The organism is Paenibacillus turpanensis (genome assembly GCF_011421635.1).
In the GTDB taxonomy this organism is placed as follows: Bacteria; Bacillota; Bacilli; order Paenibacillales; family YIM-B00363; genus Paenibacillus_AK; species Paenibacillus_AK turpanensis.
Map to the genome: position 1 here is coordinate 1 of NZ_WTLI01000004.1, position 24,620 is coordinate 24,620.

General features: G+C 52.8%; 19 protein-coding genes. 6 read left to right on the forward strand and 13 right to left on the reverse strand.

Going from position 1 to position 24,620, the window contains the following annotated elements; genetic code table 11:
* Positions 1-270 precede the first annotated feature (270 nt).
* The gene (locus GQS10_RS04775; RefSeq protein WP_166239580.1) at positions 271-1,155 is read left to right on the forward strand and encodes a hypothetical protein; all 885 of its coding nucleotides are present in this window, start codon (positions 271-273) and stop codon (positions 1,153-1,155) included.
* Between the two features lie 12 nt (positions 1,156-1,167).
* Here GQS10_RS04775 and GQS10_RS04780 read toward each other — a convergent pair whose 3' ends face one another.
* The 4 genes from GQS10_RS04780 to GQS10_RS04795 form a co-directional block, all read right to left on the reverse strand.
* Positions 1,168-2,940: an ABC transporter substrate-binding protein gene (locus GQS10_RS04780; protein WP_166239582.1), complete on the reverse strand. Its 1,773-nt coding sequence runs from the start codon at positions 2,938-2,940 to the stop codon at positions 1,168-1,170.
* A 100-nt stretch (positions 2,941-3,040) separates the two neighbouring features.
* The gene (locus GQS10_RS04785; RefSeq protein ID WP_166239584.1) at positions 3,041-4,312 is read right to left on the reverse strand and encodes a methyl-accepting chemotaxis protein; all 1,272 of its coding nucleotides are present in this window, start codon (positions 4,310-4,312) and stop codon (positions 3,041-3,043) included.
* Between the two features lie 93 nt (positions 4,313-4,405).
* A complete protein-coding gene (locus tag GQS10_RS04790; protein WP_166239586.1) occupies positions 4,406-4,741 on the reverse strand; it encodes an Mpo1-like protein in 336 nt (111 codons plus the stop codon).
* Positions 4,742-4,795: 54 nt separating this feature from the next.
* On the reverse strand, positions 4,796-5,383 hold the full coding sequence (locus GQS10_RS04795) for a uracil-DNA glycosylase (protein ID WP_166239588.1): 588 nt from the start codon (positions 5,381-5,383) through the stop codon (positions 4,796-4,798).
* A 240-nt stretch (positions 5,384-5,623) separates the two neighbouring features.
* Between GQS10_RS04795 and GQS10_RS04800 the strand changes: the two genes are divergently transcribed.
* Positions 5,624-6,463 carry a manganese catalase gene (locus GQS10_RS04800; RefSeq protein ID WP_166239590.1) on the forward strand — a complete coding sequence of 280 codons (840 nt, stop codon included), beginning with the start codon at positions 5,624-5,626 and terminating at the stop codon, positions 6,461-6,463.
* Positions 6,464-6,604: 141 nt separating this feature from the next.
* Here the strand turns inward: GQS10_RS04800 and GQS10_RS04805 are convergent, their stop codons facing one another.
* The 9 genes from GQS10_RS04805 to GQS10_RS04845 form a co-directional block, all read right to left on the reverse strand.
* Positions 6,605-8,524 (reverse strand): FtsX-like permease family protein, encoded by a 1,920-nt coding sequence (locus tag GQS10_RS04805; RefSeq protein ID WP_166239592.1) that lies wholly within the window; start codon positions 8,522-8,524, stop codon positions 6,605-6,607.
* The gene (locus GQS10_RS04810) at positions 8,499-9,278 is read right to left on the reverse strand and encodes an ABC transporter ATP-binding protein (RefSeq protein WP_166239593.1); all 780 of its coding nucleotides are present in this window, start codon (positions 9,276-9,278) and stop codon (positions 8,499-8,501) included. The genes GQS10_RS04805 and GQS10_RS04810 overlap by 26 nt, the downstream gene beginning before the upstream one ends.
* Before the next feature lie 181 nt (positions 9,279-9,459).
* Positions 9,460-10,539: a sensor histidine kinase gene (locus tag GQS10_RS04815; RefSeq protein WP_166239595.1), complete on the reverse strand. Its 1,080-nt coding sequence runs from the start codon at positions 10,537-10,539 to the stop codon at positions 9,460-9,462.
* Positions 10,536-11,243, reverse strand: a complete 708-nt coding sequence (locus GQS10_RS04820) for a response regulator transcription factor (RefSeq protein ID WP_166239954.1) — start codon at positions 11,241-11,243, stop codon at positions 10,536-10,538. The genes GQS10_RS04815 and GQS10_RS04820 overlap by 4 nt, the downstream gene beginning before the upstream one ends.
* A gap of 102 nt (positions 11,244-11,345) precedes the next feature.
* Entirely contained in the window at positions 11,346-13,016 is a 1,671-nt protein-coding gene (locus tag GQS10_RS04825) for an extracellular solute-binding protein (protein WP_166239597.1), read from the reverse strand.
* Positions 13,017-13,179: 163 nt separating this feature from the next.
* Positions 13,180-14,052: a carbohydrate ABC transporter permease gene (locus GQS10_RS04830; protein ID WP_166239599.1), complete on the reverse strand. Its 873-nt coding sequence runs from the start codon at positions 14,050-14,052 to the stop codon at positions 13,180-13,182.
* Positions 14,053-14,064: 12 nt separating this feature from the next.
* Complete coding sequence (locus tag GQS10_RS04835; RefSeq protein ID WP_166239601.1) at positions 14,065-15,024, reverse strand: ABC transporter permease; 960 nt, start codon at positions 15,022-15,024, stop codon at positions 14,065-14,067.
* 410 nt (positions 15,025-15,434) lie between these two features.
* On the reverse strand, positions 15,435-17,735 hold the full coding sequence (locus GQS10_RS04840; RefSeq protein ID WP_166239603.1) for a helix-turn-helix transcriptional regulator: 2,301 nt from the start codon (positions 17,733-17,735) through the stop codon (positions 15,435-15,437).
* Positions 17,736-18,018: 283 nt separating this feature from the next.
* The gene (locus GQS10_RS04845) at positions 18,019-18,852 is read right to left on the reverse strand and encodes a MurR/RpiR family transcriptional regulator (protein ID WP_207952142.1); all 834 of its coding nucleotides are present in this window, start codon (positions 18,850-18,852) and stop codon (positions 18,019-18,021) included.
* 202 nt (positions 18,853-19,054) lie between these two features.
* Between GQS10_RS04845 and GQS10_RS04850 the strand changes: the two genes are divergently transcribed.
* From GQS10_RS04850 to GQS10_RS04865, 4 genes are read left to right on the forward strand one after another with little or no spacing between them, the layout of a single operon-like run.
* Positions 19,055-19,933 carry a DUF8171 family membrane protein gene (locus GQS10_RS04850; RefSeq protein ID WP_166239605.1) on the forward strand — a complete coding sequence of 293 codons (879 nt, stop codon included), beginning with the start codon at positions 19,055-19,057 and terminating at the stop codon, positions 19,931-19,933.
* Positions 19,926-22,016, forward strand: coding sequence for an ABC transporter ATP-binding protein (locus tag GQS10_RS04855; protein ID WP_166239607.1), 2,091 nt, complete (start codon positions 19,926-19,928; stop codon positions 22,014-22,016). The genes GQS10_RS04850 and GQS10_RS04855 overlap by 8 nt, the downstream gene beginning before the upstream one ends.
* The gene (locus tag GQS10_RS04860) at positions 21,976-22,797 is read left to right on the forward strand and encodes an energy-coupling factor transporter transmembrane component T family protein (RefSeq protein WP_166239609.1); all 822 of its coding nucleotides are present in this window, start codon (positions 21,976-21,978) and stop codon (positions 22,795-22,797) included. The genes GQS10_RS04855 and GQS10_RS04860 overlap by 41 nt, the downstream gene beginning before the upstream one ends.
* Positions 22,794-23,594, forward strand: a complete 801-nt coding sequence (locus GQS10_RS04865) for a PHP domain-containing protein (protein ID WP_166239611.1) — start codon at positions 22,794-22,796, stop codon at positions 23,592-23,594. The genes GQS10_RS04860 and GQS10_RS04865 overlap by 4 nt, the downstream gene beginning before the upstream one ends.
* Positions 23,595-24,620 lie beyond the last annotated feature (1,026 nt).

Consider the following 24,620-nt stretch of genomic DNA (forward strand, 5'->3'; position numbering starts at 1 on the left):
ACTCATCCTTGAAGGGGCCTCGATAGAGGTTTTTCTTATAAAAATCTTTTACATCTTCAATCAAGATAGTTTCCAAGTATTAAATAATAATGTAAACTAGAGGAAGTATACTAATATTTAGACCTCTTCTTTTGAAAGTCACTAATTTTTCATACCCTGATCAATTTTTTTAAGAAAAATAACTTACCTAGAATTACATTTTATGGTACTATCAAATTGCTTTTCCTAGTTTCCTATATTTCTACTTCGCTAAAAAGGGGGGTACAACGCATGATTTTGGAGGCATGGCAGTCGCTTCTCAGCGCACTGCAGAAAGAAAAGAGCATGATGGGGATCGGAACGGTCGGCATCGTCCTCGCTGTGCATTCCTGCGCAGGTTTTTTGCTTGAAGGAATTTGGTATACCTCAGAGGTACAATGGCTTCAACCTTTGCAGTTCAACCTTGCCATGGGCATCTATTCGTTTACAACCGCCGTATTTTTAACGCTCACAGCATGGAATTCCATGACGCTCCGGCTTTTTCGTTTCTTCTACATCCTTTCGCTCTTATATCTTTACATCCACGAAAATCTGCTAACCCTCCTAGGTCGGAATTCCCCTTTCAGCAGCGGACCGTTCCTGACTTCGGAGTTAACGAACATTCCACTCTACGCAGCCGTCGCGATTCTTACCGCTTTATGCGTGCTGCTTGCTGTTCGTTTCTTTTCAAGACCTTCGGTACATGCGCAGTCTTATCCAACCATTCTCGGCATCCGGTATGGCCTCTTATCGACCGCGCTTGGCGCTGTAGCTGTTTTTATTATGAGTCTCTTCCAGAACAGCGGCGATAGTGTGGGCGGCGTGCTGTTTATTCATTTATTCGGCTTTCACGGCATTCATGCCGTTTCTTTCATCGGATGGGCCATGGCTCGCACGCCGCTGCCCGAGGAACAAAAGCTGGCCTACGTTCACACCGCCGGCTTAGCTTGGTTTTCCGGAACGGTCGCCGTTACCGTCCCGTCGCTCCAAAGCCTACCGTTCGTATTTCCAACCAAGTGGACGTGGTTGTCCATAGCCGCCATCTTGGTCTGGTTCACCGTGTTTATCCGCTGCCTAACCCACATCCGCAACGCAGAACGCAGCAAGGCGGCACTGCCCAAAAGCTTCTCCTCCTAGTCCGCAAGCTCGTTAATCTACCGTGTCAAACCATATGTTCTTAAAATCAATCCAGCCTTTTTCGTTGACCTTGATGCCTTTGACACGGGGATGCGAAAAGGCTGTTCCATTTTTATGGACGAGGTACACCAATGCATACCGCTCCCGCAGCAGCTTTTCAATCGAGCTGAAGCAAGCCTCTCGCCCTGCTGCCGTAGGCTCTGCTAACAACCGGTTTACGCCCGCTTCAAGCTCCGTGTGAATCTCAGGACTTAGATGGTTTACCACAAAGCTGTATCCGCTCTGCATCAGTTCCTCCAACGACCCTTCCCTTTCATGGACGACCGCCTGAAACAATATTAAATCGGCTTCCGCCTGCTTACTCGGGTCGAGCAGCTCCCGCCACGATAACACGGTCGGTTCCACATGGATGCCGTATGACTCCAAGTACGACTTCAACCAGTAGGCATCCTGTTCGTGCCGTTTGTAAATGTACATGCGGAGCACTTCCCCTTGGTAGGAGGAGCCCTTCAGCAGCTCGAACACACGGTCTCCCCAAAAATCGGGGTCGGTAAAGGACGGCCTCAGGCGCAGCCGGAATCCGCGGGCAGGATAAAACCGCGGCCCCCCTAGCTCAACGACGATTTTGCGCCGGTCAATACAATGCGTAATCGCCTGCCGCAGACGCTCATCGCGGAGAGGCCCTTCCTTGCGCAGATTAAACGTGAGAACATTCGTACCGGTCACCATTTCCTCCGACTGCTCCCACTCTCCCCTTCCGCCATACTCCGACACACTGGGATTGATCATGAGCAGAAACGAGTGATCCGTCAAACACTCAATGCACTCATCACTCTCCGGGACATTCAACACCTCTACGACATCAATATGGCCCCGGGTTTGATAATAATCGGGATAAACCTCCAGCACGGTTTTCCCCGGACTATAATGCTTTAGCATATAAGGCCCGGTTCCTTTGCGTTCCGCACCGTCAGAAGGAACAATAGACGTATGAACATAAGCGACGTAATGCAGAAATAAATGATGCGGCCGATCCAGCACAAACCGGACACAGTATTTCCCCAGCCTTTGCACCTCTCGGATAGAATTCACCAGCCACTGCTGTGCCGGAAAATGCCGCTTTAAACGCTCAAAGGTATACAGCACGTCGCCGGCGTCCAGCTCCTTGCCATGATGAAAGCGCACGCCCTTCCGCAAGAAAAACGTCCATTCCGTCGCTGCCTCATTGCACCTCCAGCTGTGCGCCAAAGCCGGACGAATCTCCCCCGTGGTCGAGTCGCATTCCGTTAACGTATCGTAAATCTGCTTCGTCATATGCCCATCCAAGCTGTAAAAGCATTCGGCAGGATCAAGCGTATGGATGGGCTGATAAATCGGCAGACGGATCGTTTCGATATACGTATCCTCTTCCTTGGACAGCTCATGCCCGAAGTATCCGCTCAGCCAGCTCATAAAGCGTTCCTTGACCGCCCCCTGATCATAAGCTTTAATCAGCTGCAGCGCCTCTTCAATTTTTCCTGCTTTTGCGCTTTCAACCGCTTCCTCGTAAAGCAGCTCGCTCGGATCGGCCAATAACGTAATATGCGATACATTGCCTCTTCCGAGCCCGGGTTCAAACAAAATCCAGCCCGCCTGCTTCAGTTTGGCTACAATATTTTTCGCGTTGCGCGGGGTACAAAACCATACTTCAGCCAAGGCTTGCAGAGTGATCGAGTGGGACTCGCGCAGCGGACGATTCGGGTAGGCGCTCCAAAGCGCCAAATAATCTGTTGATAAGCGGCTCATTCATGGACCGCTCCTTTCGTGATAAGGTCATCCTGCGAAAAGAAAGCCGCTGGCTTCGGGTCGGGACTGACCCTGCTGCAGCGGCTTTCTTCGTTGCTTTCTATAGTGTAAAGCGGCTCATCAGCTTCGTTAACCGCTGGCCTTCCTCCGACAGCTCGCGGGATGCTTGCGCAGACGCTTCCATCAGCTCCTGAACGGAGTCGGTAAGACGAGCTACCTCTTGAATGCTCTGATTGGACGCTTGCGAGGTCTTCGCCATTTCATCCACCGTGGCTGCGACCTGCTCACTGCCGGCCGCCATTTGTTCGCCTGTAGCGGAGATTTCCTGCATCTCGACGTTAATATTCTCGACCGATTGAAGAATCCCCATCATCGATACCTCCGTACGGTTCAGCATCGCCGTACCGGCTTCAATCTCATCCTTCGCGCGCTTCATTGCTTCCATGGCCTTTACCGAGTAGCTGTCCATCTCCCCAACACGTTCACTGATCGTCATCGCGGAGTCGCTGGACTGCGTAGCAAGCTTACGAACCTCGCTGGCAACAACGGAAAAGCCCTTGCCCTGCTCTCCGGCGCGCGCCGCTTCAATGCTGGCGTTAAGCGCAAGCAGGTTCGTCTGCTCGGAAATGCCTTTGATGTCTTGAATAAAGCCGCCGATTTCCTGACCACGCTGGGCCAGCTGCCCGATCGTCTCTGCAAGACCTTCAAACGAAGCCTGCACCCGGCTCATTTGACCCCGGAATGCCGACATTTCTTCTTTCGTAGTCGAAGCGGTTTGCGTCGCTTCTTTGGATGTGCCGTTCACGGAAGTTGCAGAAACGGAAACGCGTCCGATCCCACTCGCTATTTCTTCTACAGCCCGCGCGCTTTCTCCTGCTGACTGGGACTGGGTTGAAGATGCGGCCGCTATCGATTTCATATGATTTAAGATCGACTGGTAGTACCGCTCTGTGCTTTCCAGCTGCTGCTCCATAGCGGCAATGGATTGGCTGACCTTCGCCGACGAGCCTGTCACTTCCGATACCAGCTCGTGCAGGTTCCTGCGCATTTCATTCATCGGCACGCCAAATCTGCCGAGCGATCCCAGCCTCTCAAGGCGAATATCCCGGGTTAAATCCCCATTGGCAATCGTGGAAATAAAGCTTTCAATTTCCGCAAACGGCTTGGCATAGGCCAAAAAGTTAAACAGTCCAAACACCGTTGTACCCAGGGCGACGACCAACACGACAACCACATTAAACAAGCTCAACCATGGGAATCCGCCAATCAAGCTGCCTGCTGCGACGGCAGCAACGCCGATCAACGCCCCTTGCGCAAAGGTGCGCAGTAAGTAAATTATTAATTTTTTCAAGATTTCGCGTTTGGCGTCCATGAAATTCCTCCATATGTACGGATCTCCGTCTGTTTTCCTAATCATATTCGACATATTTCGAGGAATTTCCTGCTAGGATTACCAAAACATTTATTAAAGCAGCTCGATTTCTTCCGAAACGCGGCGCAGCTCCTCATCCATTTTCCCGCTGAGCATAAAACGATACATTCGCAGCTCGGCCCGAAGTAGCCATAACGGATGGCCATAGGCTGACGGTTTATTTCCTTCAATAACAAAGTGACTGAACCATGCCAAAGGGTATGCCGTACCCGGAGCTAACAGCAGGTACCACCCATTCATGGTCCATATTGCAGTGAGTATAAAAAGAAGCGCGGAGGTCATCCCTACAGCATGCCACATCCGCGTTGCCGGCTTGCTATGCTGGGACAAATAAAAGGGCCAATATTGTTCAAAACGAGAAAAGCTCATAAGCTGCCCCCTTTTGCCGTAATAAAAGCGCTTTCATTAGTTAGTATACCAAGCTTACTGCTGTTTTACCTCTATTTTTTCCTTCAACAGCTGCAAATCCTCGAGAAACCGCCCCCACAGGTTCGGCCTTCTTCTTACCGCAAGAGGATGATACGAAACGACGGCTTTATACCCTCGCATGTGATGGACATGCCCCCTCATCGTTTTCACGGAAGCCTCCGGGTCCCCGGACAACGCCTTTACCACCGTATCTCCTAAGCAGAGAAGCATCGCCGGCCGCTTTTGACCCAGCTGTAAATCAAGGTAAGGCCTGCAAGCCTCACGGGCAGTTTCTTTTTCGTAGGCACGGATCGGGCGGCATTTCAATAAATAAGTCACATACACCTGTTCTTCGGATAGTCCCGCCTGACGCAAGCCCTTTTGCAAAGTATCCCGCGTTCCGCAGACAAAAGGGTTTCCCTCCCGGTCCTCGCGAGCCCCCGGGTTATCCAGTACAGCAACAATGGGAGCGGTTAAACTCCCTTCGCCCCAAATGACCCGCTTCCGCTGTCCGGACAACTCACACAGCGTGCAGGATGAGGCCTCCGTCGGTGCGGGCTCTTCCTCCCATAACAACGCCTCCCCTGCCTGCTCCAAATCCATAGGAACGACCCCCTCTCTCCTCTTATTCAATGGGTATTACCGATTGAAACCTGCATGAAGAAGATAACGGCATGTCCCATTTTCCCCATTGGACGACCGGAAATATACAAGTCCCCCCATTTCGAGGAAAAGTATTCCTAGCTTTCCCTCTTCTCTCTTCTGCAAACCTGTGCATACTACACCGCCCGAGGGGTACGCTATGAAATGCCATTTACAAACAGCTTCCAAGGAGGGAATATCATGTTTTTCCACATTAAAGAGCTGCAGTACAATGCAAAGCCTGAACGTCCGGACGCAGTATACGCAAAGAAGCTGCAGGAGGTTTTAGGCGGCCAATTCGGTGAAATCAGCGTCATGATGCAGTACCTGTTCCAAGGCTGGAACTGCCGTGCGGAAGCGAAATACCGCGATATGATCCTGGATATCGGAACGGAAGAAATCGCTCACGTTGAAATGCTTGCAACGATGATCGCACAGCTGCTGGACGATGCTCCGGTAGATCAGCAGGAGCAGGCAGCGAAGGACCCTGTCATCGGCGCAGTTCTAGGCGGCATGAATCCGCAGCATGCGATTGTTTCCGGCTTGGGCGCCCAAGCGACAGACAGCGTAGGCTATCCGTGGAACTCCCGCTATATCATCTCCAGCGGCAACCTGCTGGCAGATTTCCGCGCGAACCTGAATGCGGAATCGCAGGGCCGTCTGCAGGTCGTTCGTCTGTACGAGCAAACAACCGACCGCGGCGTTCGCGATATGCTGTCCTTCCTGATTGCTCGTGATACAATGCATCAAAACCAATGGATGGCTGCCATCGAAGAGCTGGAAACCAAGCAAAAAGCGCTTGTTCCTGCATCCTTCCCGCAGGAGCTGGAATTCCAAGAGGTTTCCTATCAGTTCATGAACTTCTCCAAAGGCCAAGAAAGCAGCCAAGGCCGCTGGGCAAACGGCCCGAGCTTCGACGGCCAAGGCCAATTCGAATACGTTGCCGAGCCGAAGGCAAGAGGCCAGGTGCCTGTGCTGAAGCCTGCTCCGGCATTCGCTCATTCGACTCCAGGCATGGAGCCGGTGCTTGCAAACCACTAATCGCAAAAGCAAACCCCGCCTGATTGATTTCATCACGGCGGGGTTTTTACTTGCAGCAGCGACTTGTAACAAAACAGTGGAGCCACCGGTTTTCCTCATGCCAGCCTAGTTTCAAAGAGCACTCTGCTGAATGTGCGGCTACTACCTCACGGTCTGCAGCTGCTTACTATACACCCCTCGCGTAATTAGGAAAAACAAGGTCTGCATAGCAAAGAATATGGCCATTACGAGCAGCGCAAGACCGCCGATATTTTGCCCAAGCAGGTTGCTCAGCGCCTTCATCGCAAAGGCCGCATGCCCGGTGCCGACCAGAAACGGCACGAAGAAGATCAGCGCGATCTGCGCGGTAACGATTCGCTTCAGCTCCCGGCTCGACAGCCCGATACGGCGCAGTGAGCGGTACAGCTGCTGCTCGTCCTGAAGCTCGGTAAGCAGGCGGAAGTAAATCATGCTTCCCGCAGCGATAAAGAACAAGATGCTGATAAAGATGCCGATAAACATCGTCAAAGACGACAGCTGCTTCGTATTGATGTACTGCTCCGTCCGGCTGGTCATATAAGTACCCTTGGGCAGCAGCTGACGCGCCTGCTCCACGGCCGGAAGGGTATCCTCCCAGTTGCTCCATTCAAAGCCATAGGCGTGAAGCTTTGTTTCCTCCGGCGCCGCCTGATTCAGTGCCGCAAAATCGTCGTCATCCAGCACAAACCATGGCCCCGAGTCCTTATACGCATTAAGCAGCGGCTCATTCAGCTGCTTATCGATCACAAAGCTGTGTTTCACTCCCGCAAACTCATACGAATACGTGACCCCGCCTTCAAACACCTTAATTTGTGGATAAGGGAAAATAAACAAGGCATGCCCTTTTTCCAGCTTCCCTTCCTTCGGCATTCCTAACGTTTCACGAATGTGCAAATATTGCGATTCCGGAAGGGCCATAATGGTCGAGTCTTTCGGCATATTAAAATGCTCCACCCGGAAAGGGATGAGTACGCCATGCGCCGATACAATGGAAACGTCCGAAGCGCCATGCTGTTCCAGCGCTTGCTTTACCTTTTCCGGATCCACAACCGGTTGGCCTTTGCCGCCCTCCTCAATATATCCCGCCGCTTGCGGAAACTGCATCAGCATTTGCTCCTTATTGCCCTGCATATAGACATAGAACGTTCCCGATGCCGTAAGCACGACCGCACTTAACACCGCCACAGAAAACAGCAGTCTCGCGTTATCCTTCATCTTGAACACCAGCTGTGAAATAACGAGCATTCGTGTCCCGGAAAAATAAGACTGTGATTTTTGCAGCCGCCCCAGCACAAAAACACTCACCTGCGAGAATAAGAAGTACGTACCGAGGACAACCAACCCAATGACCGGTAAAAAGCGTACCATCAACGTCATCAGCGTCGTCGTGTAAGCTAAATAATAGCCCGCGCCGATCGTCACCACTGCAAGCAGGGTCAACCAAACGGAGGCGACCGGCGGCTTCTTCGGCTTCCGGCTTTCCTTGAGCAGCTCAACAATCTCCTGCCTGCCGATTTTCCAAAGCGACACGAGCGTAATCAGCTGAAACAGTACGAAAAATCCGACCCCCGTCACAAGCACCGCTTTCGGCACAACGAGAAAACGTATAGGGTTCTGAACCTCCAGCAGCTGCGCCAGCGCCATAAAAAACAGCTTGGAAAACAACGATCCGAAGGCAATTCCAACGGCGATTGCCGCAAGAGCGATGACCGCATTTTCGTACCAAATCATCCGCGCCAGCTGCTTGCGTGTCACTCCAAACAAGGACAGCAGGCCGAACTCTTTATTTCGCGATTTCAGAAACGCCGTATTGGAATAGAGCACGAAGAAGAACGAAAAGACGATAATAATGTATTCGCAAGCCACTAAGCCCTGGCGAACTTCACCGGCGGCTTCGATATGGCCGTTCACCACATCCGGGTGAAAAATAAATTGCGCGTAGATAAAAAACAAAAGCACAGAAAATGAGCTGCTAAGAAAAAACGCGGCGTACCGGTGCAGGCTGCCCCGGATATTGCTAAGCGCGAGCTGTCGGAATGTCATCGCTGCGCCCTCCCAGCATGCTGAGGGAATCCAAAATCAGCTGAAAGAACGCCTGCTGATTTTGTCCTCTACGAATTTCCGAAAACAGCCGCCCGTCTTTAATAAAGACGATGCGCTTGCAGAAGCTCGCGGCAAACGGATCATGCGTCACCATTAAAATCGACGCTCCCTGCCGCTCGTTCAAGTCCTTAAGGGCATTCATTACGTCGCTTGCCGATTTGGAATCGAGATTGCCCGTCAGCTCGTCGGCAAGCAAAATCGCCGGGCTGTGAATCATCGCCCTTGCAATCGCCGCTCTTTGCTGCTGGCCGCCGGATACCTCATACGTCCGCTTCGTTAAAATCGGCGTAATGCCAAGCAGCTCCGCCATTTCCTGAAGGCGGCGCAGCATCTCCTGCTTTCGCACCCGCTCCAGCACGAGCGGCAGCATAATATTTTCCTGCAGCGACAAGGTGTCCAGCAGATTGAAATCCTGGAATACAAAACCGAGCTCCCTGCGTCGGAACAGCGCCAGCTCGTCGGGTCGAAGCCCGGCCGGATCGCTTCCGTTAATTTCAATGCTGCCCGATGTCGGCTTATCAATCGTAGACAGCAGATTTAACAGCGTCGTCTTTCCGCTGCCTGACGGCCCCATGACCCCGACAAACTCGCCCTTTTCTACCTCCAAGTCAACCCCATCGAGCGCCCGGTAGGTAACACCGCTTTGAGTCGAGCCATATACCTTCGTCAGCGCTCGTGCCTTCAACACTTCCATTCCTGCATTCCTCCATCCTCGTAATCACATGCCTTAAGTATAAAATGGAGGCCGTGCCGCTCCCATCGAATTACATGACAATCCGGGCGGAGCGGCTTACAATATTGTCACTTTCGGCGGCGAAGACAATTCTCGTGCTTAAAAAGACAGTATAACGAGCGAAAGCTGCCGCACCGTAGGATCATTCCGATTGGGACAGCTTGTGTATCGATTTGCCGGTAAAGCCGACCGTCACCTTCGTTCCCTTTCCCTGTTCCGAGCGGAGCAGCAGCGTATGCCCGAGCCGGCGGCATACCTCCTTCGCCAAATACAATCCCATCCCCGTCGATTCCTTAACGACACGCCCGTTTTCTCCGGTAAAAAAAGGATGGAACACGCGGCCGAGATCCTGCTCCGGTATGCCGATTCCCTCATCCGTTATCTCCACTTGGATTCCATCCGCCGCATTCCGGATATGGATCGTAATCTCCGCCTTCTCTTTTCCGGCCGCCAATGTATATTTCAACGCGTTGGAAAGCACCTGCCGAAACACAAAGGCGATCCACTTTTCATCCGTTTCAACGACAGGCAGCTCCGCTGATCCGACAAGCCGTGGATAAATCGATGCGCGAATCCACTGCTTCTTCTGCTCATTTATCAGCTCCCGCAGCAGTGCATCTAACGCCACCTGCTGCGGCCGCGTATCGACCTCAAGCTTGTCCAGCCGCACGGAGTATAGCATCAGGTCAAGCCCGGACGTAAGCCGCTCGTTTTCCTCGGCGATGCTGTCGAGCGCTTCCCGCAGCTGCGCCGGTGAGGCATCCGGCCCGGTCTGCTGCAGCACCAGATCGACGACGGAGACCGGCGTCTTCATCTGATGCACCCACTGGCTCGCGAAGAGCTGCTGGCGCTCGCCCTGCTCTCTATACCGCGCCAGCTCCTGCGCGTATAGGCGGTGCTGCTCCTGCAGCAGCCTTACGAATAGCTGCTGCTCGCGCGTCGCCGCCCCCTCCAGCTGCGCCAGCCGGTCGAGCGACAGCTCTCCCTTGCGCTCAAAGCCGCGCAGCGTCCGCAGCCACTGCCGCTGCTTTAGGTAATCGATACCGATCCACAGCGCGGCCATAGCGGCGCCCAGCACCAGCATATACACCACATTGCCGAAGCTGAGCACGACCCCCTTCTCCCCATAACCGAAATAGACCACCAGCACGACTAGGCTCAAGCTGACCGCATAGATGGACAGCGGCAGCATCCGGTCCAGCAGCCAATCCCGCCGCCTCATTCGGAAGCACCTTCCTGAAGCGCCAAACGGTACCCCTGCCCCCGGACCGTCTGCACGACCTGCGTAAGCCCCAGCTCCTCCAGCCTGCGGCGGACGCGGGTCACATTGACCGTTAACGTATTATCGTCCACAAAATCGACGTCATCCCACAGCGCTTCCAGCAGCTCTTCGCGGGAGACCACCTGTCCCTGCTTGCGGGTTAAGCATTCAAGAAGCAAAAATTCGTTTTTGGATAAGCTGACCTTAGCGCCCTTCCATTCCACCGTAAGCCGGGAACGGTCCAGCAGCAGCCCGCCCACTGCGCGAAGCTCAAGCTCCGCGTCGGAGGCTTGCGCGTACTCGCCGTAGGCTCGGCGCAGCGCGCTTTTTACCTTGGCGGTCAGCACATCGAGATGAAACGGCTTGACGATATAGTCATCGCCGCCGTTCTCGATGGCCATGACCTGATCCATTTCCCCTTCGCGCGCCGTCACGAAAATCACCGGCGCCGTGGACACCGTGCGAATCTGACGACACCAGTAAAACCCGTCGTAGCTCGGCAAATTGATATCCAGCAGCACGAGATGCGGCTGCACCTGTACAAACTGCGTTTTCACCTCATGGAAGTGCTCCGCCACCGCTACCTCGTAGCCGTATTTGCGCAAATGCTCGGCCATAATGCCGGAGATTTTGGCATCGTCCTCGACGATCCAGATGCGGTACATGCTCTCTCCCCCGTAACCTTGTTTTTCCAATTATTGTAGCAACGGGACGTGCGGAATACAAAAGAAAAGACCCCGGCCATTGTTGGCCAAGGTCTTGACTCCTTATTTGCCCTTCATTTTGCTGTACCACTCGTTTGCTTCTTTCGTCAGCTGCTCGCCGCCCGCTTTGTTCCACTTTTCTACAAAGGTATCAAAATACTCGATCGGCTTGTCCCCGGTAATGATCGAAATGATCGCCTCATCACGCATCTTCAGGAGCTCGGCCTTATACTTCGCATCGGAAGGCAGTGCGCCGATCAGCTTATTACGAACCGCACCTACGTCGTACTTGTTGTCATACGCCCATTTGTTGCGTGCCGCATTCGTATCGTGTGTCATAAAGCTAGCCGCAAATGTGCCCGCGCCCCAAGTATCCAACTCTTGCTTATCATACGGAGGCAAAAGCTTGATTTGGTTCAGTTCAGGATCCTGCGATTCCCAGTGCTTGCCACGGATCCCCATTGTTGCGGTAATATAGTTTTCTTTGGTAGTGCCCATGTTATGTTCCATGATTTGCATAATTTTACCCATCTTGTCCGGTTCATTGTCTAACGTTTTTCCGAATACAATAACCGGAGCGTCTACGAAGTTGTTGGCGAACAAAGTGCGTTTGCCGTTCGGACCGAGCGGCGGCAGGCCATGTACGAGCGCTTCCGCAACCTTTGGATCCTTCTTGGCGATTTCCTGATAGTTTGTCCCGCCCTTATCCCCTGCAATTTCCGGAATCGGGCTATACCAGTGGTGGAACTGCGCATGACCGGTAAAGCCGATTTTACCGTTGATAAACGCATGCGATAAGCCCCAATATCCGCCAGTGTTTTCCCCAGTAATAAACTCCGGATCAAGCACGCCGTCTTTATACCACTTGTTGAGAAGCTTTAGTGCTTCCTTAACTTCCGGTTGTACGGCACCATACACAATTTTACCGTCCCGCTCCTGCCAGAACCAATCCTGCCACTTGTGTGGACTAAAGCCAGGCAAATATCCGAAGGCACCGAAGATTACCTGCAGACCGGATTTAGACAAGCCGTAGGTATCCTTCACCCCGTTGCCGTCCGGGTCCTCATTCGCGATTTTATATAGTGCTTGCTCGAATTCTTCCAGCGTATCCGGCGTCTTTTCGATGCCGAGCTTTTTCAGCCAGTCGCCTCTCCATACCACTGTCGTGTGGAACAACGCGGAGTCGGACAGAATAGGAAGTCCATAGATTTTGCCGTCCACCTTGGCGAAGTTCAGCCAATCCGGCTCCAGCTCTGTTGCCTTTTTGTAGACGTTGGGCATCAGCTTTTTCACAACTTCTTCTGGAATTTCAGCCAGCACGCCTTGGTTCACGTACTCCGGAAGAGTGGTCATTTTTACTGCGTTACGGTTGTAATCCGGGATTTCCCCAGCCGCGAGGCGCATGTTGAACAGCTCCGTCACTTTGCTGTGGTCAAAATTCCAAATATCGAAGTCGACATTGAATTTTTCTTCGTAATATTTCACCATGTCGGCATCGTCAGGTACCGGCACCTTCTCATAAGGAACCCAAGAAATCTTATACTTCTTGCCTTCGACCGGCTCGTATTTCTGTAACGCATCCGCCGAATTTGCGCCTGCGGAGCCTGCTTCGCTTGCCGCTCCACCCGTCTTGGCGGACTGCTCCGGCTGACACGCGGACAATACGAGCATCGAAGAAAGCATAAGTGCTGTAGACAAAGATACGCTGCGTTTCGTAAGAACCTTGAATCTCATTGCTTGATACCCTCCAGTAACGATTGGTTTTTGGTTTATTTGGTTGCTGCTTTATATAAAAGCGCGGAAAAAACTGCGCTTTGTTTTTGTTCAAGGGGCTGCTAGGCGGCTCATACAAAGCACTCTGCCTTCCTTTCGGCCAAGAAATTCGAAGCATACGTGATCACCCCTTCACAGCGCCGACGAGCATACCCTTGACGAAATACTTTTGCAGGAAAGGATAAATCGCAACAATCGGAATCGTCGTTACCATTAGCGTTGCAGCTTTGATCGTTTCCGTATTGATATTTTTCCGGTCCTCTGGAACGGCCGCTTCGAGCATATCCATCTGCCCTTCCAGCACGACACGCCGCATGACAACCTGCAGCACTTCATTTTCCGGCTTGGTCATATAAAGCAGACTGTCAAACCACGCGTTCCAGTTAGAAACCATATTCCATAAAGCTAACGTCACGACAATCGGCATCGATAACGGCAAAACGACAGTGAACAAAATTTTCAAGTCGTTGGCGCCGTCGATCTTCGCCGACTCCTCCAGCTCCGCCGGAAGTCCGGCAAGGAAATTACGGGCGACGAGCAGCTGAAAGGCACTGATCATGGAAGGCAGAACGAGTGCCCAGACGGAGTTCATCAAGCCGAGATTTTTAACAAGCAGGTAGCTCGGGATTAATCCGCCGCTGAAAAACATCGTAAAGATAATGAGCTGTGTCCAAAATACCCGATGCGGAAAATAATTTTTGGACAACACGTAAGCGGCGGCAATCGTTGTGACTACAGACAGCACCGTGCCGAGCACCGTTCGCTTTATTGCGTTAATAAAGCCCGTTTGAATATAGCTGTAGCTTAGCACCTCTTCAAAGTTATCCCACGTTACTCGCTCCGGAATAATTTTCAGCGTTGTAAAGGATACATCCGCCGGACTAAGAGACAGTGCAAGCAGATACAAAAACGGATACAGGGTTGTTATGCAAAGCAGGGTCATTAAGGTGTAGTTGCCAAGGTCAAACAAGCTCCCCCACGTAAGCCAACGTTTCATTTGAAGCCCTCCCTACCACAAGCCATTCTGATTGACCCGATTAGCCAGCCAGTTGGCCGACAATACGAGAATCAGTGAAATGATATTCTTAAACAACCCGACGGCTGTGGCGAAGCTGTACTTCAACTGCTCCACACCGGCACGGTACGTATAGGTGCTGAGCACATCGCCAACCTCGTAAACGGCCGGGTTTAACAGGTTGTACACCTGGTCAAAATCATCCTGGATCAGCTTTCCAATACTCAGGATTAACATGATCGTAATCACTGGCGCGATGCCGGGCAGCGTAATATGGAACATCCGGTGAAACCGGTTCGCTCCATCTACCTTTGCTACCTCGTACAGCTCGGGGTTAATGCCGGCCATTGCCGCCAAATACACAATTGCACTCCAGCCGATATCCTTCCAAATGTCTGTCAGCACCAGCACCCACCGGAACCAGCCGGGATCGGCCAGGAAGTAAATCGACTGCAGGCCTAACAGTTTTAAAATGTGGTTGATCGGACCGATCGACGGAGATAAGAACTGCACCAGCACCCCTGCAAGCACAACCCATGAAATGAAGTGCGGGAAAAAGGTAACGGTCTGTACAAAGCGTTGAAAAAGCAGCTTACGCAGTTCATTTAAAAATATCGCGAACAGGATTGGCGCCGGAAATCCGATTACGAATTTCATTAAGCTTATGATCAGCGTGTTTCGAAGCACCGTCCAGAAGCTGTCCAATTCGAATAAGTATTGGAAGTGTTCAAAACCAACCCAAGGGCTCCCCGTGATTCCATCGATAAAACGGTAATTTTTAAACGCAATCTGAATCCCGTAAATCGGGACGTAATGAAATACGATAAAATAAGCAACCGCCGGGAACAGAAGCAGCGTTAAATAGCGATGCTTCCAGTACCCATACCATGAGGATCGCTTCCAGCTTCGAGCTGTCCCCGTCTCTTTCCCGCGGCTGACCGCAGTTGTCTGCATATCGAATGACATCCTCTCTCTGTATGTTCATGCAGCGGCGTTCAGGCTTCATCGACGCCGGTAATGCATTTCGCTTCTGCACCTCCAACATACCGAGATAAGGGGCATTCCAACAATCCAAATGTTTTGACAAGCTAGCAAAAAACGTTGTAAATACGGGATTTACAAGACTATTACGATTTCGTAACGGTAGCAACTTTCCTACAAAAATGACGATTTTACACTGCGTTAACACTTCGTTTATTCGGCGATAACAATGCATGCTGTCGAATTTTGCGCGATTGTCATCATCAGCTTCCACTTCGTAACTCCCCAGCATCTAAAAAGCAAGGAACCGCATCATCGCGATTCCTTGCCTCGATTTTGGGCGTCTTTACCTGCCCCGACTATTCTTCTTATCTTTTCCCCGCTCACGACTGCTGACTGTTCATCCGGAACTCGCTTGGTGTCATACCAAACGTCTCTTTAAACTTTTTGGTAAAGTACGCCGGATTGTAGTAACCCACGCTTAACGCAATTTGCTCGATATTTTCACTGCTCGTCTGCAGCAGCTCCTTCGCCTTGCTCATCCGCTCACTCGTGACGTAATCCACATAGTTTGTACCCGTTAACGATTTAAACATTCGGCTCAAGTACGCGGGGTTCAGGGAAACTTGATCCGCCACCGCATTCAAGGATAAATCAACCGCAAGATGATTCCGGATATGCTCCTTCACTTTATCGATCACGTGCAGCGAACGATTCTCCGAACGTTCTTTTAATAAGCTGAATGCCCGGGATACGGCAAGCATCACCCGTTCCTCCCACTGCTCAATCGTTTCCGTACCGGCCGCAAGCCTCGCCGTTTCCTCCGCCAGCAGCTCATCCTTATCGAGGCTTACCTCAAACAAAAACTGCCGGAACATATGCACCGCATCATGTGCCGCCTGCTTCGCGTATACGGTAGAAAATCTCCCTTCGCGCAGCCTGCTCTTGACCTGCTGCAGAACCTCCTCGGCCGCAGGAAGGTCATTGGCTTTCAGCACCTTCATCCAGCGCTGCACCCAGCTACCGTCGATCGTTTCCACGCCTTCCTCCCGAAGCTGCCAGCTTTCTCCGGTAAACACCTCGATATCAGGGAACAAATAACGGTATTGGAGCTGATTCATCGCCGCCTGGTAGGACTGTCCCGCTTCCAGCAATTGCTCCGTCCACGGCCCTACAGAGGCGACCACCTGAAACATAAAATTCGCGTAGGTATAGCTCTGAACATACTCAATACGCTTTATCAGCGTTTCCTCTACCGGAGAATCGGAGAAAACGATTGCCCCTACGCCAAAGTCCGACGTTTTCACCGCTAAACAAAGCAAATCCTTCGAATTCCCGCTTTCCAGCCGTTCAATGAAGTGATACATCAAAAATTGCGCATTTTCCACATTCAGCTTGTTCACCATTTCTTCGTCAAACCGGAAAGCTAGCGCAGAGCAGTAACGAGGCGGGTTGGGAATTCCCATCAGCCGCAAATAGTCATGCAGCTGCTCCTCTCCCACCACCATATGCTGAAGGAGACTGCTTACAAAGCTTTGCTTCACGAGCGGCAAATTCGCCTGCAGCGTATCTTCAAGCTGATTCACCTTCACGGAAAGATTATCGATCAGCGTATTTATTTGTACATATTCATTTGCCGACTTGCGCGGGCCTACCCCATCACGGAATAAATCCTTCGTCCGCTCCAGCAAGGAGCGAAGCGGATGGTAGATTTGATTGGTAAACACGTTGGACACAAGTACCCCGAGCGCGATCGAGACAAGTCCGATCACGAGCAGCATCTGATGGATCGTGGCCGATTTCTCATAAAATTGGTTGATCGGGGCCATGCTGACCAGCTTCCATCCCGGAGGCGAAGTAAAAGAATTATGCGTAACCATGTGCTCGGAGCCGCCCACATCAACTACCCGGTTCCCGCTTTCTTCCGAGGCTTCGCCAACGGAGGCCAGCACGTCTTCCGGAGCAACCACACCTGCGGTGGAATACTGCGTTTGCGGACCGACGACAAATAAGTTTCCGGAGCTGAGGCCGCTCCCTTTCGATTGCAGGAGCGTCATGGCTTTGCTCGCGTCGACATTGATGACGACGTAACCAAGGTTAGCCATATCCTGACGATAAGGGTACGAAGCGACTAACGTCATCATCTTCTGACCGTCGGACCGGGTAATCGTTGACGGCGCTTCATCAAGCCATACAAAGTTACTGCCTGAAAAATCTAACGAATCCAGCCAATCTAGCTGCGTCCACTGCGCCGCCGGCTCTACCCTTTGATAGCCAGTGGTCGATGAGATCGTCATCCGGTTGTTCCGGTAATACATATCAATAGAATGAATTAATCCTTCGTTCGCAGCCGCTAAGTATTGCAGATAATCGTAGGCCTCTGCAATTTTGGCATGGTTCGGCTTTACCGAATGATTGAAAAACAGAAGCGCATGCTCCTGATTTTGCCGATTGGCCGACAGCTCGACATATACCTTTACCATTTGGTCGAATACTTGCCGCTGGAAGGTGCCCTGTACATGATCCAGCATCAAGCGGTGTGCCTTTTCAACCTCCTGATTAAAATGCTTCGTAAAGTAGGCATATGACGCCGTTCCCATGAAAATTGCTGTGACAATAATTAATATGACATAGGAAAAAACGAGCCGGTGGAAAATCGTATTGAACCGTTTCGTGATCCTCATGACTACCTCCCGAATCTGCGTATCTATGATGAACATTCGTATTTTTTGATAATTATAACGAACGGGAGGCAAATCTAATGTAAAGATATGATGAAGATGCATGAAAAAAGGCCTAAAAAACAAGAAATATGCGGATTTGTGATAGAAGATACGAATATTGATAGCGGCTTTTTCTCAGTAAAAAGCACTAGAAGGCGGTAAACAAAAACTCTCCCGCCGATCTGCCAGCTGGGAGAGTTGTTGGTGTGGAAGCACGGACCTTTACAATTTTTAAACATACTGCCTATCTCGGCAGCTGCAAATCGTACCGCTTGCGCAGCTCGCTCAGCTGGCCCAGCTTCTCCAGCACCAGATCCTTGCGCTTCAGGCCGATGCCCAAAATTAAATTTTCTACAATAAAGGTCGGAGCGATCATCGAGTGAAACTCCCACACCTCCCCACGGCTGGCAAACAGCGTCAGATCCGCCTGCTCAGAAAACTCCGATACGAGCCGGTCTGTGATCAAAAGTGTGCGGCAGCCCGTCTGTTTGGCAAAATCGAGCAGCACCTTCGCCTCCGGAAGCATTCGAATAAAGCCGAACAGCACGATAACATCCTCCGCCCCGATATGCAGCAGGCTTTCATACAACTCATGCCCGCTCTTCGGAAGCGTGCGAAAGGACAAGCCCAGCCTGCTCATACGAAAGCTCATCAGCTGCCCGAGCCCCTCGGACGGTCCCGGCGCGTAAATATAAATTTGGCGTGCCGTATGCAGGGAATCGACCGCCTGCTCAAATGCTTCCTGCCGAAAATGGTTCACCGTTTCCTGCAGATGCGCCATGCTCAGCTCCATGAGCTGGCTCGGGAGCTCACTTGCATTCACCTTATTAATGGTATTTTTCATTTTGTTGGCCGGGGTCACTTCATAATGCTCGCGGAGGAAGGTTTTCACTTCCTTCAGGTTGCGGAACCCGACCGCCTTCCAAAATCGGGACACCGAGGCAATGCTGAGCCCGACCTCATCGGCAATTTCCTGCTCGGTCATATAGAGCACGCGCTGCGTGTTTTTTTGAATATAATCGGCGATTTTCTGTTGGTTTGACGATAAAGACTCCACATTCCAGTCAAAATGAATCATGGCTTCCTCCTGTTTGTACGACGACCGTGCAATCGTTTGGCGCTTCCCATATATGTCTAATCATATCACACTGCATAATGAAAATATTTTTACACATTGTAATCATATGAAATAAAAATTACAATTACTTAACACTGCGTTGACTTGCTTTTAACGAATCGCGTCTACAATGGCTGTAATGAAACCAAGGAGGCGTTCCCCTATGAGCTTGAACAAGCCCAAGTATTCACTTACGCAGTCGCAGAAAATGATGGTGTTTATTTTGTCGATGTCGCTGTACGGCCTGTCGAACATGTTTACGGAGCTGATTCCGGAGGTGCGGTTCGGCCCGATTGAGCTGTCCGTTGAGTATTTCGCTTTTATTCCGCTTACGCTCTGTATTCTGTTTCATCCGTTCTATGCTGCCGTTGGCGCGTCGGTCGGCGAGGTCGTGTTCGGAGAGCTGATGCTCGGTCAGTTCGGCGGACTTGGCGAGGTGGAGAAGTTCATTACGTTCTCCTTGGCGATGTTCATTGCAGGCTCAATCGTGCGCAATCCGCAAAACCGTCTGCAGGTTGGCACTGCCGCTATGGTCGGCGTCATCATTCACCAAATGCTGAGCGGCATGGTCGATATCGCTAAGGTGTGGTTCGGGATTGAGGAGCTGGAAGCCGTTGAGGGACTGGCGGAAAGTATCCTTGTGATCGAAGGCGTAAGCTTCCTGAACGATGTACTGTTCTCCGGCATTTTGTTCGCGTTGCTGCCGACGCTCTATCTGGTGCCGCGCCTGTATGGCAAAATCGAGCCGCTGCTCGGCATGAAGCCCCGCGATAACAAAACGAAATATTCGATGGCTGAAATCGTGACGCCGCGCCTGTTGATCGTATCGATCGTGCTTGCTTTTATCGCAACGATGGCGGAGTTTGCTTCGGAAAGTGATTTTAATGTGGAATGGGAAGCGGATTTCCTCGGGCAGTTCGGGGACGGCTTTATTTGGGTGAGCATTGGGGCCGCAGCTGCGGTGGCGCTCCTTACTGTTATGCTGCTGAGACGAAAAGCCAAAATTTCGGGATCATCGGATAAAGGAACTCATCATGCCTAATTCGCCTGTCATTGAGGTTCGGGGATTGACCTTCACGTACCCTGGATCGGAGGAACCGATTTTAAAGGATGTCCACCTTACAGTGGAACGCGGCGATTTTCTCGCTTTGATCGGCAGCAACGGCTGCGGAAAATCGACGCTTTGCAAAACGTTCAATGGACTCATTCCGAATTATTATGTCGGCGAGTTTGCCGGCGAGGTCATGACCAATGGCCATTCGACTACGGCGGTGCCCGTGACCGAGCTGTCCAAGCATGTCGGTTATGTGTATCAGGATTTTGAAAATCAGCTCGTTCGTCCAACGGTGCGCGATGATGTTTGCTTTGCCCCGCTCAATTACGGCATGGCCGATTATAAAGAGCGCGGCGAGGAGGCGCTCCGGCTGACCGGCCTGCTGCCGCTGGCCGACGAGTTCGTGTGGCAGCTGAGCGGCGGGCAAAAGCATTTGCTGGCGCTGGCCGGGTGCCTCGCGATGGAGCCGGAGCTGCTCGTCATCGACGAGCCGGTGGCGCAGCTGGACCCGCAGCATGCGCGGGAAATTTATGAGCTGCTGCGCGTGCTCAACGAGCAGCATGGCAAGACGATTATCGTGATCGAGCATCACACCGAGTTTATCGCAGAGTACTGTAAGCATGCCGCGCTTATGGACGGCGGGCGGCTGCTTTGGAAGAAGCCCGTCCGCGAGGCGCTCACCCTCGTGGACGAGCTGCTAGCGCGCAGCATCCACCCGCCGCAGGTGACGCAGGCGGCGCGGGTGGTGGCTTGGCGCGCTGGCGAGGCCGGTGTGGCGGGCAGCGGCGAGGCCGCGGTGGCTCGCGGCGGCGAGATCGGCGGGTCGGCGATACGCGAAGGCGTGGGCGCGGCGGGCGTAGCAGCACCCGCGGCTAGCAGGGGCGCTGTGGGGAACGGAGCGAGTGTAGCGAGCGAAGTGGCGCTGGCGGGCGTTAGCGCAGCGGTGCCTGCGGCAAGCGGCGGCGCGGCGGGCGTAGCAGCACCCACGGCTAGCAGGGGCGCTGCGGGGAACGGAGCGGGTGTAGCGAGCGAAGTGGCGCTGGCGGGCGTTAGCGCAGCGGTGCCTGCGGCAAGCGGCAGCGCGGCGGGGGGCCCTTGGCCGATCCGCATGGACGAGGCAGCGGCGTACTTCGCCGGCCTCGTCCGCTCGCCCGAGCAGGCCGCCGCTGCGGCGCCGGGCGGCGCCTCCGAGGAGCGCCCGCCTAGCGCTCCCGCGGAAGCACTCGTCGAGTTCCGTCAAGCGACGCTCACCTACCCAATGATGAATCGGGAGGTGAAGACCGTCTTGGACGGACTCGACGTTACGTTCCACCGGGGCGAGCGCATCGCCCTCGTGGGCAACAACGGCGCAGGCAAGTCTTCGCTGCTGCGCCTCATTGCAGGCATCACCCGCCCAAAGTCCGGGCAGGTGATCGTTTCGGGTCTGGACACGGCAAAGGTGTGGCCGGAGCGGCTGAGCGATTTCGTCGCCCTCGTGTTCCAGAACCCGGAGGAAATGTTTATCGAAGACTCGATCCGCAAGGATATCGAGTACTTCGGCAAAGCTCGCGGCCTCGACGGATACGAGGCCCGGACGGATGAGCTGCTCGCCCGCTTCGAGCTGACCGGGCTGCAGCACCGCGACGGGCGCATGCTCAGCGGCGGCCAGCAGCGCAAAGCGGCGATGGCCATTGCCGCCGCGATGAAGCCGTCGATCATGCTGCTTGACGAGCCGACGGCTAACCTCGACATGGCCACGCGCAGCGAGCTTTTTCGCCTACTGGACCAGCTTAATGATCTCGTCGGCACCGTAGTCATCGCAACGCATGACATGCAGCTTGTCGCTGAATGGGCCAACCGCATACTCGTGCTGAATCACGGCTCGATTTTGCTGGACGGAAGCCGAGAGCAGCTTTTTCAAAATGAACCCATCATGCGCCGCGCCGGTCTGACTCCGCCGCAAATTACAGAGCTCAGCCGCATGCTGGGCTGGAGCCCGCTCTGCTATTCGGTCGATGAATTTGCTGAGCGCGCCGGAAAGGAGGGCGTCTATGGAAGCTGTACGCAAGCTGCTGGACAAAGTATCGGTTGAGCAGGTCAAAAGCGAGCTGCTGAAAACCGCCTTTGGCAACAATGATACGTTTCTCGCCCGGCTCGATCCGCGAACCTTGATTATCTGGTACCTTTTTTTCGCCATCGCACCTTGGTTCATTTTTAACGAATGGATCCTGCTCGGATTATTTGCCTTCATGGTAACGACGACCGCGATGTCCAGGGTCAGCCCGTTTATCATTTTCATCTTGTGCATGGGGCTGCTCAGCCAGGCCGGGTACCTGTTCCTTTTCTCCTTATTTTTCAACGGAAATTTGGAGTCTGCCTACCCGCTGCTCGTTTTAACGTTGAAGCTGTCGATCATTTCTTTATCCAGTATTACGGTGTTCTCCAGTATGGATCCGGAAAAATTCAGCGACGGACTGCTGAGCTTCGGCGTCCCCGGACATGTTTCCTTTTCCATCGCTTATAGCTATCGGATTTTGCCGACGCTGCTGGAGGAGTACCACCATGTGTTTCTTTCGTTCCGGCTGCGGGGGCGCGCTCCTGCTCGTCCGGGCTTATTTTACTGGCGTTATATCACTCATTTTCTCAAAATATCAGTGCTCAGCTTCTACCCCCTCATTCTCAGTACAGCCAAAAAGGCTCGCACAACGGTAGAAGCGCTCGAAACTAGGGGCTTCCCCTACGCGTTTAAACGGCCGGAGGTTATTCGCCTGAAGCTCGCTTATTTGGCGATTGGCCCGCGGGATTACATTTTTATCGCTGGTTCGGTCGTTTACGTGGCTTTCGTTTTCTGGGCAGGAAGGATGCTAACATGAATTTTGATTTTCACACGCACGGAAAGCTTTCTAAGAAAATGGCGTTTTCGCTCCCTTACTTTGCGGAAATGATCGGCGAAGCGAAGAAAAACGGCCTGCAGGGCCTTGCTCTAACCGAGCATTTTAACACGCTGCGCTTTGAGGATATGTACGATGCTTTGGATCGTCATTACACTTATGCTGATGGGTATTACGATGTCGATGGAGTTCGGGTATTTCCGGGCATGGAGGTCGATATTGCGGAGACCGGGCATATTTTGCTGATTGGCGAGCGCGAGCACATCCGTGAGATTCGAGCGCTGCTGGAGCCTTATACGATGGAGGGCGGTTTTGTGCCGGTTTCTCGACTGCTCGATTGGTCCGAGCCCTATGGCATGCTGCGCATCGGGGCGCATCCGTTCCGCGACAGCACGCCGCTTCACCATATTTCAGCGGAGCTGCTTGCTCGGCTTGATGCGTTCGATTTGAACGCGAAGGATTTGTTCCAGCAGGGCGTGGAGCCTTACTCGCTGCGGCTTCGCAGGTTTGCTGCCGAGCATCGCAAGCCGATTGTCGCTGGGAGCGACACGCATCAGCATTTGCAGTACGGCAGCGTTTGGAACCGGCTGGCCGCTGACTGCCGGACGGTGGAGGATTTGAAGCGCTGTATCGCTGAGCAGCAGTACGAGGCTGTGGTTTCCGATGCCCTCCACACGAAGGTGAAGTCCGCCAAAATTGTGAAAAAGCTGCTGAAGCTGCAGGGCTTCGAGGAAGCCGCCTGCGCTTTGGAAAGCGTCGTTCATTTGGATGAGGAGTAACTCCACGTTGGTAACAATAACGCTGCTGGGAGGATGAAGGATAAAGGGTGGGCGAAGCGATAATACAAGTAATTTGTATTAACCAGCTGGACCCACCCTTTTTCTCCCCCGATAATACAAATTACTTGTATTGTTTGGGGCCTTATGAAGCCAAACGACGGGTCGCGGGCAGATTAATACAAGTGATTTGTATTCATTGCGCCTGAATTCGCCCTCACGCACGAACAATACAAATAATTTGTATAGTTGATTGTTCGAAATAAGCTTGGTAGTGGCTGTACGCCTCTGGTTACTCAAAAGCACCACCTGTCCCTCGCCTAATCTACCTTAAACCTAGCTATGTCTGCCCTCCCCAATGTAACTCTCCTGCCCGATCCTTCACTCCCAACTCGCAACCACCTCGCCCCGCAACCCCCAAACCTTGGTTACCTCAAAACCAGCTATGTCCCCCCTCCCAAAAGTAACTCCGGCCCGATTCCTTCACTCCCAACTCGCAACCACCTCGCCCCGCAACCCCAAAACCTTGGTTACCTCAAAACCAGCTATGTCCACCCTCCCAAAAGTAACTCCGGCCCGATTCCTTCACTCCCAACTCGCAACCACCTCGCCCCGCAAACCTAACCCATGGTTACCTTAAACCCAGCTATGTCCGCCTACCCCAAAGTAACTCCGTCCGGCCACATCCGTCCCGACTCCCTGCCGGGCCTCGCCCCATAACCTCTTCATCGTCCCCGAATCACGATGAACCGCAGCTCTCCCCGCAGCGGTGGCGTTGGAACGATCCCACAGCTCAGTGCTTTACAGCTCTGTGGCTCTACAGCTTTGGTGTTCTCAGCAGCCCTGCTGCTTTGCAGCTCTAACGCCCTATAGCTCCACTGCTCCGCACCTTCAGTACTCTACACCCTGGCGTCCTACAGCCTCGGTGGTTTGCAGCCCTAACGCCCTATAGCTCCGCTGCTCTACAGCTCTGGCACTCTGCACCTCTCGTGCCCTACAGCCCCGGTTCCCTGCCCCTTTGCCATTCCC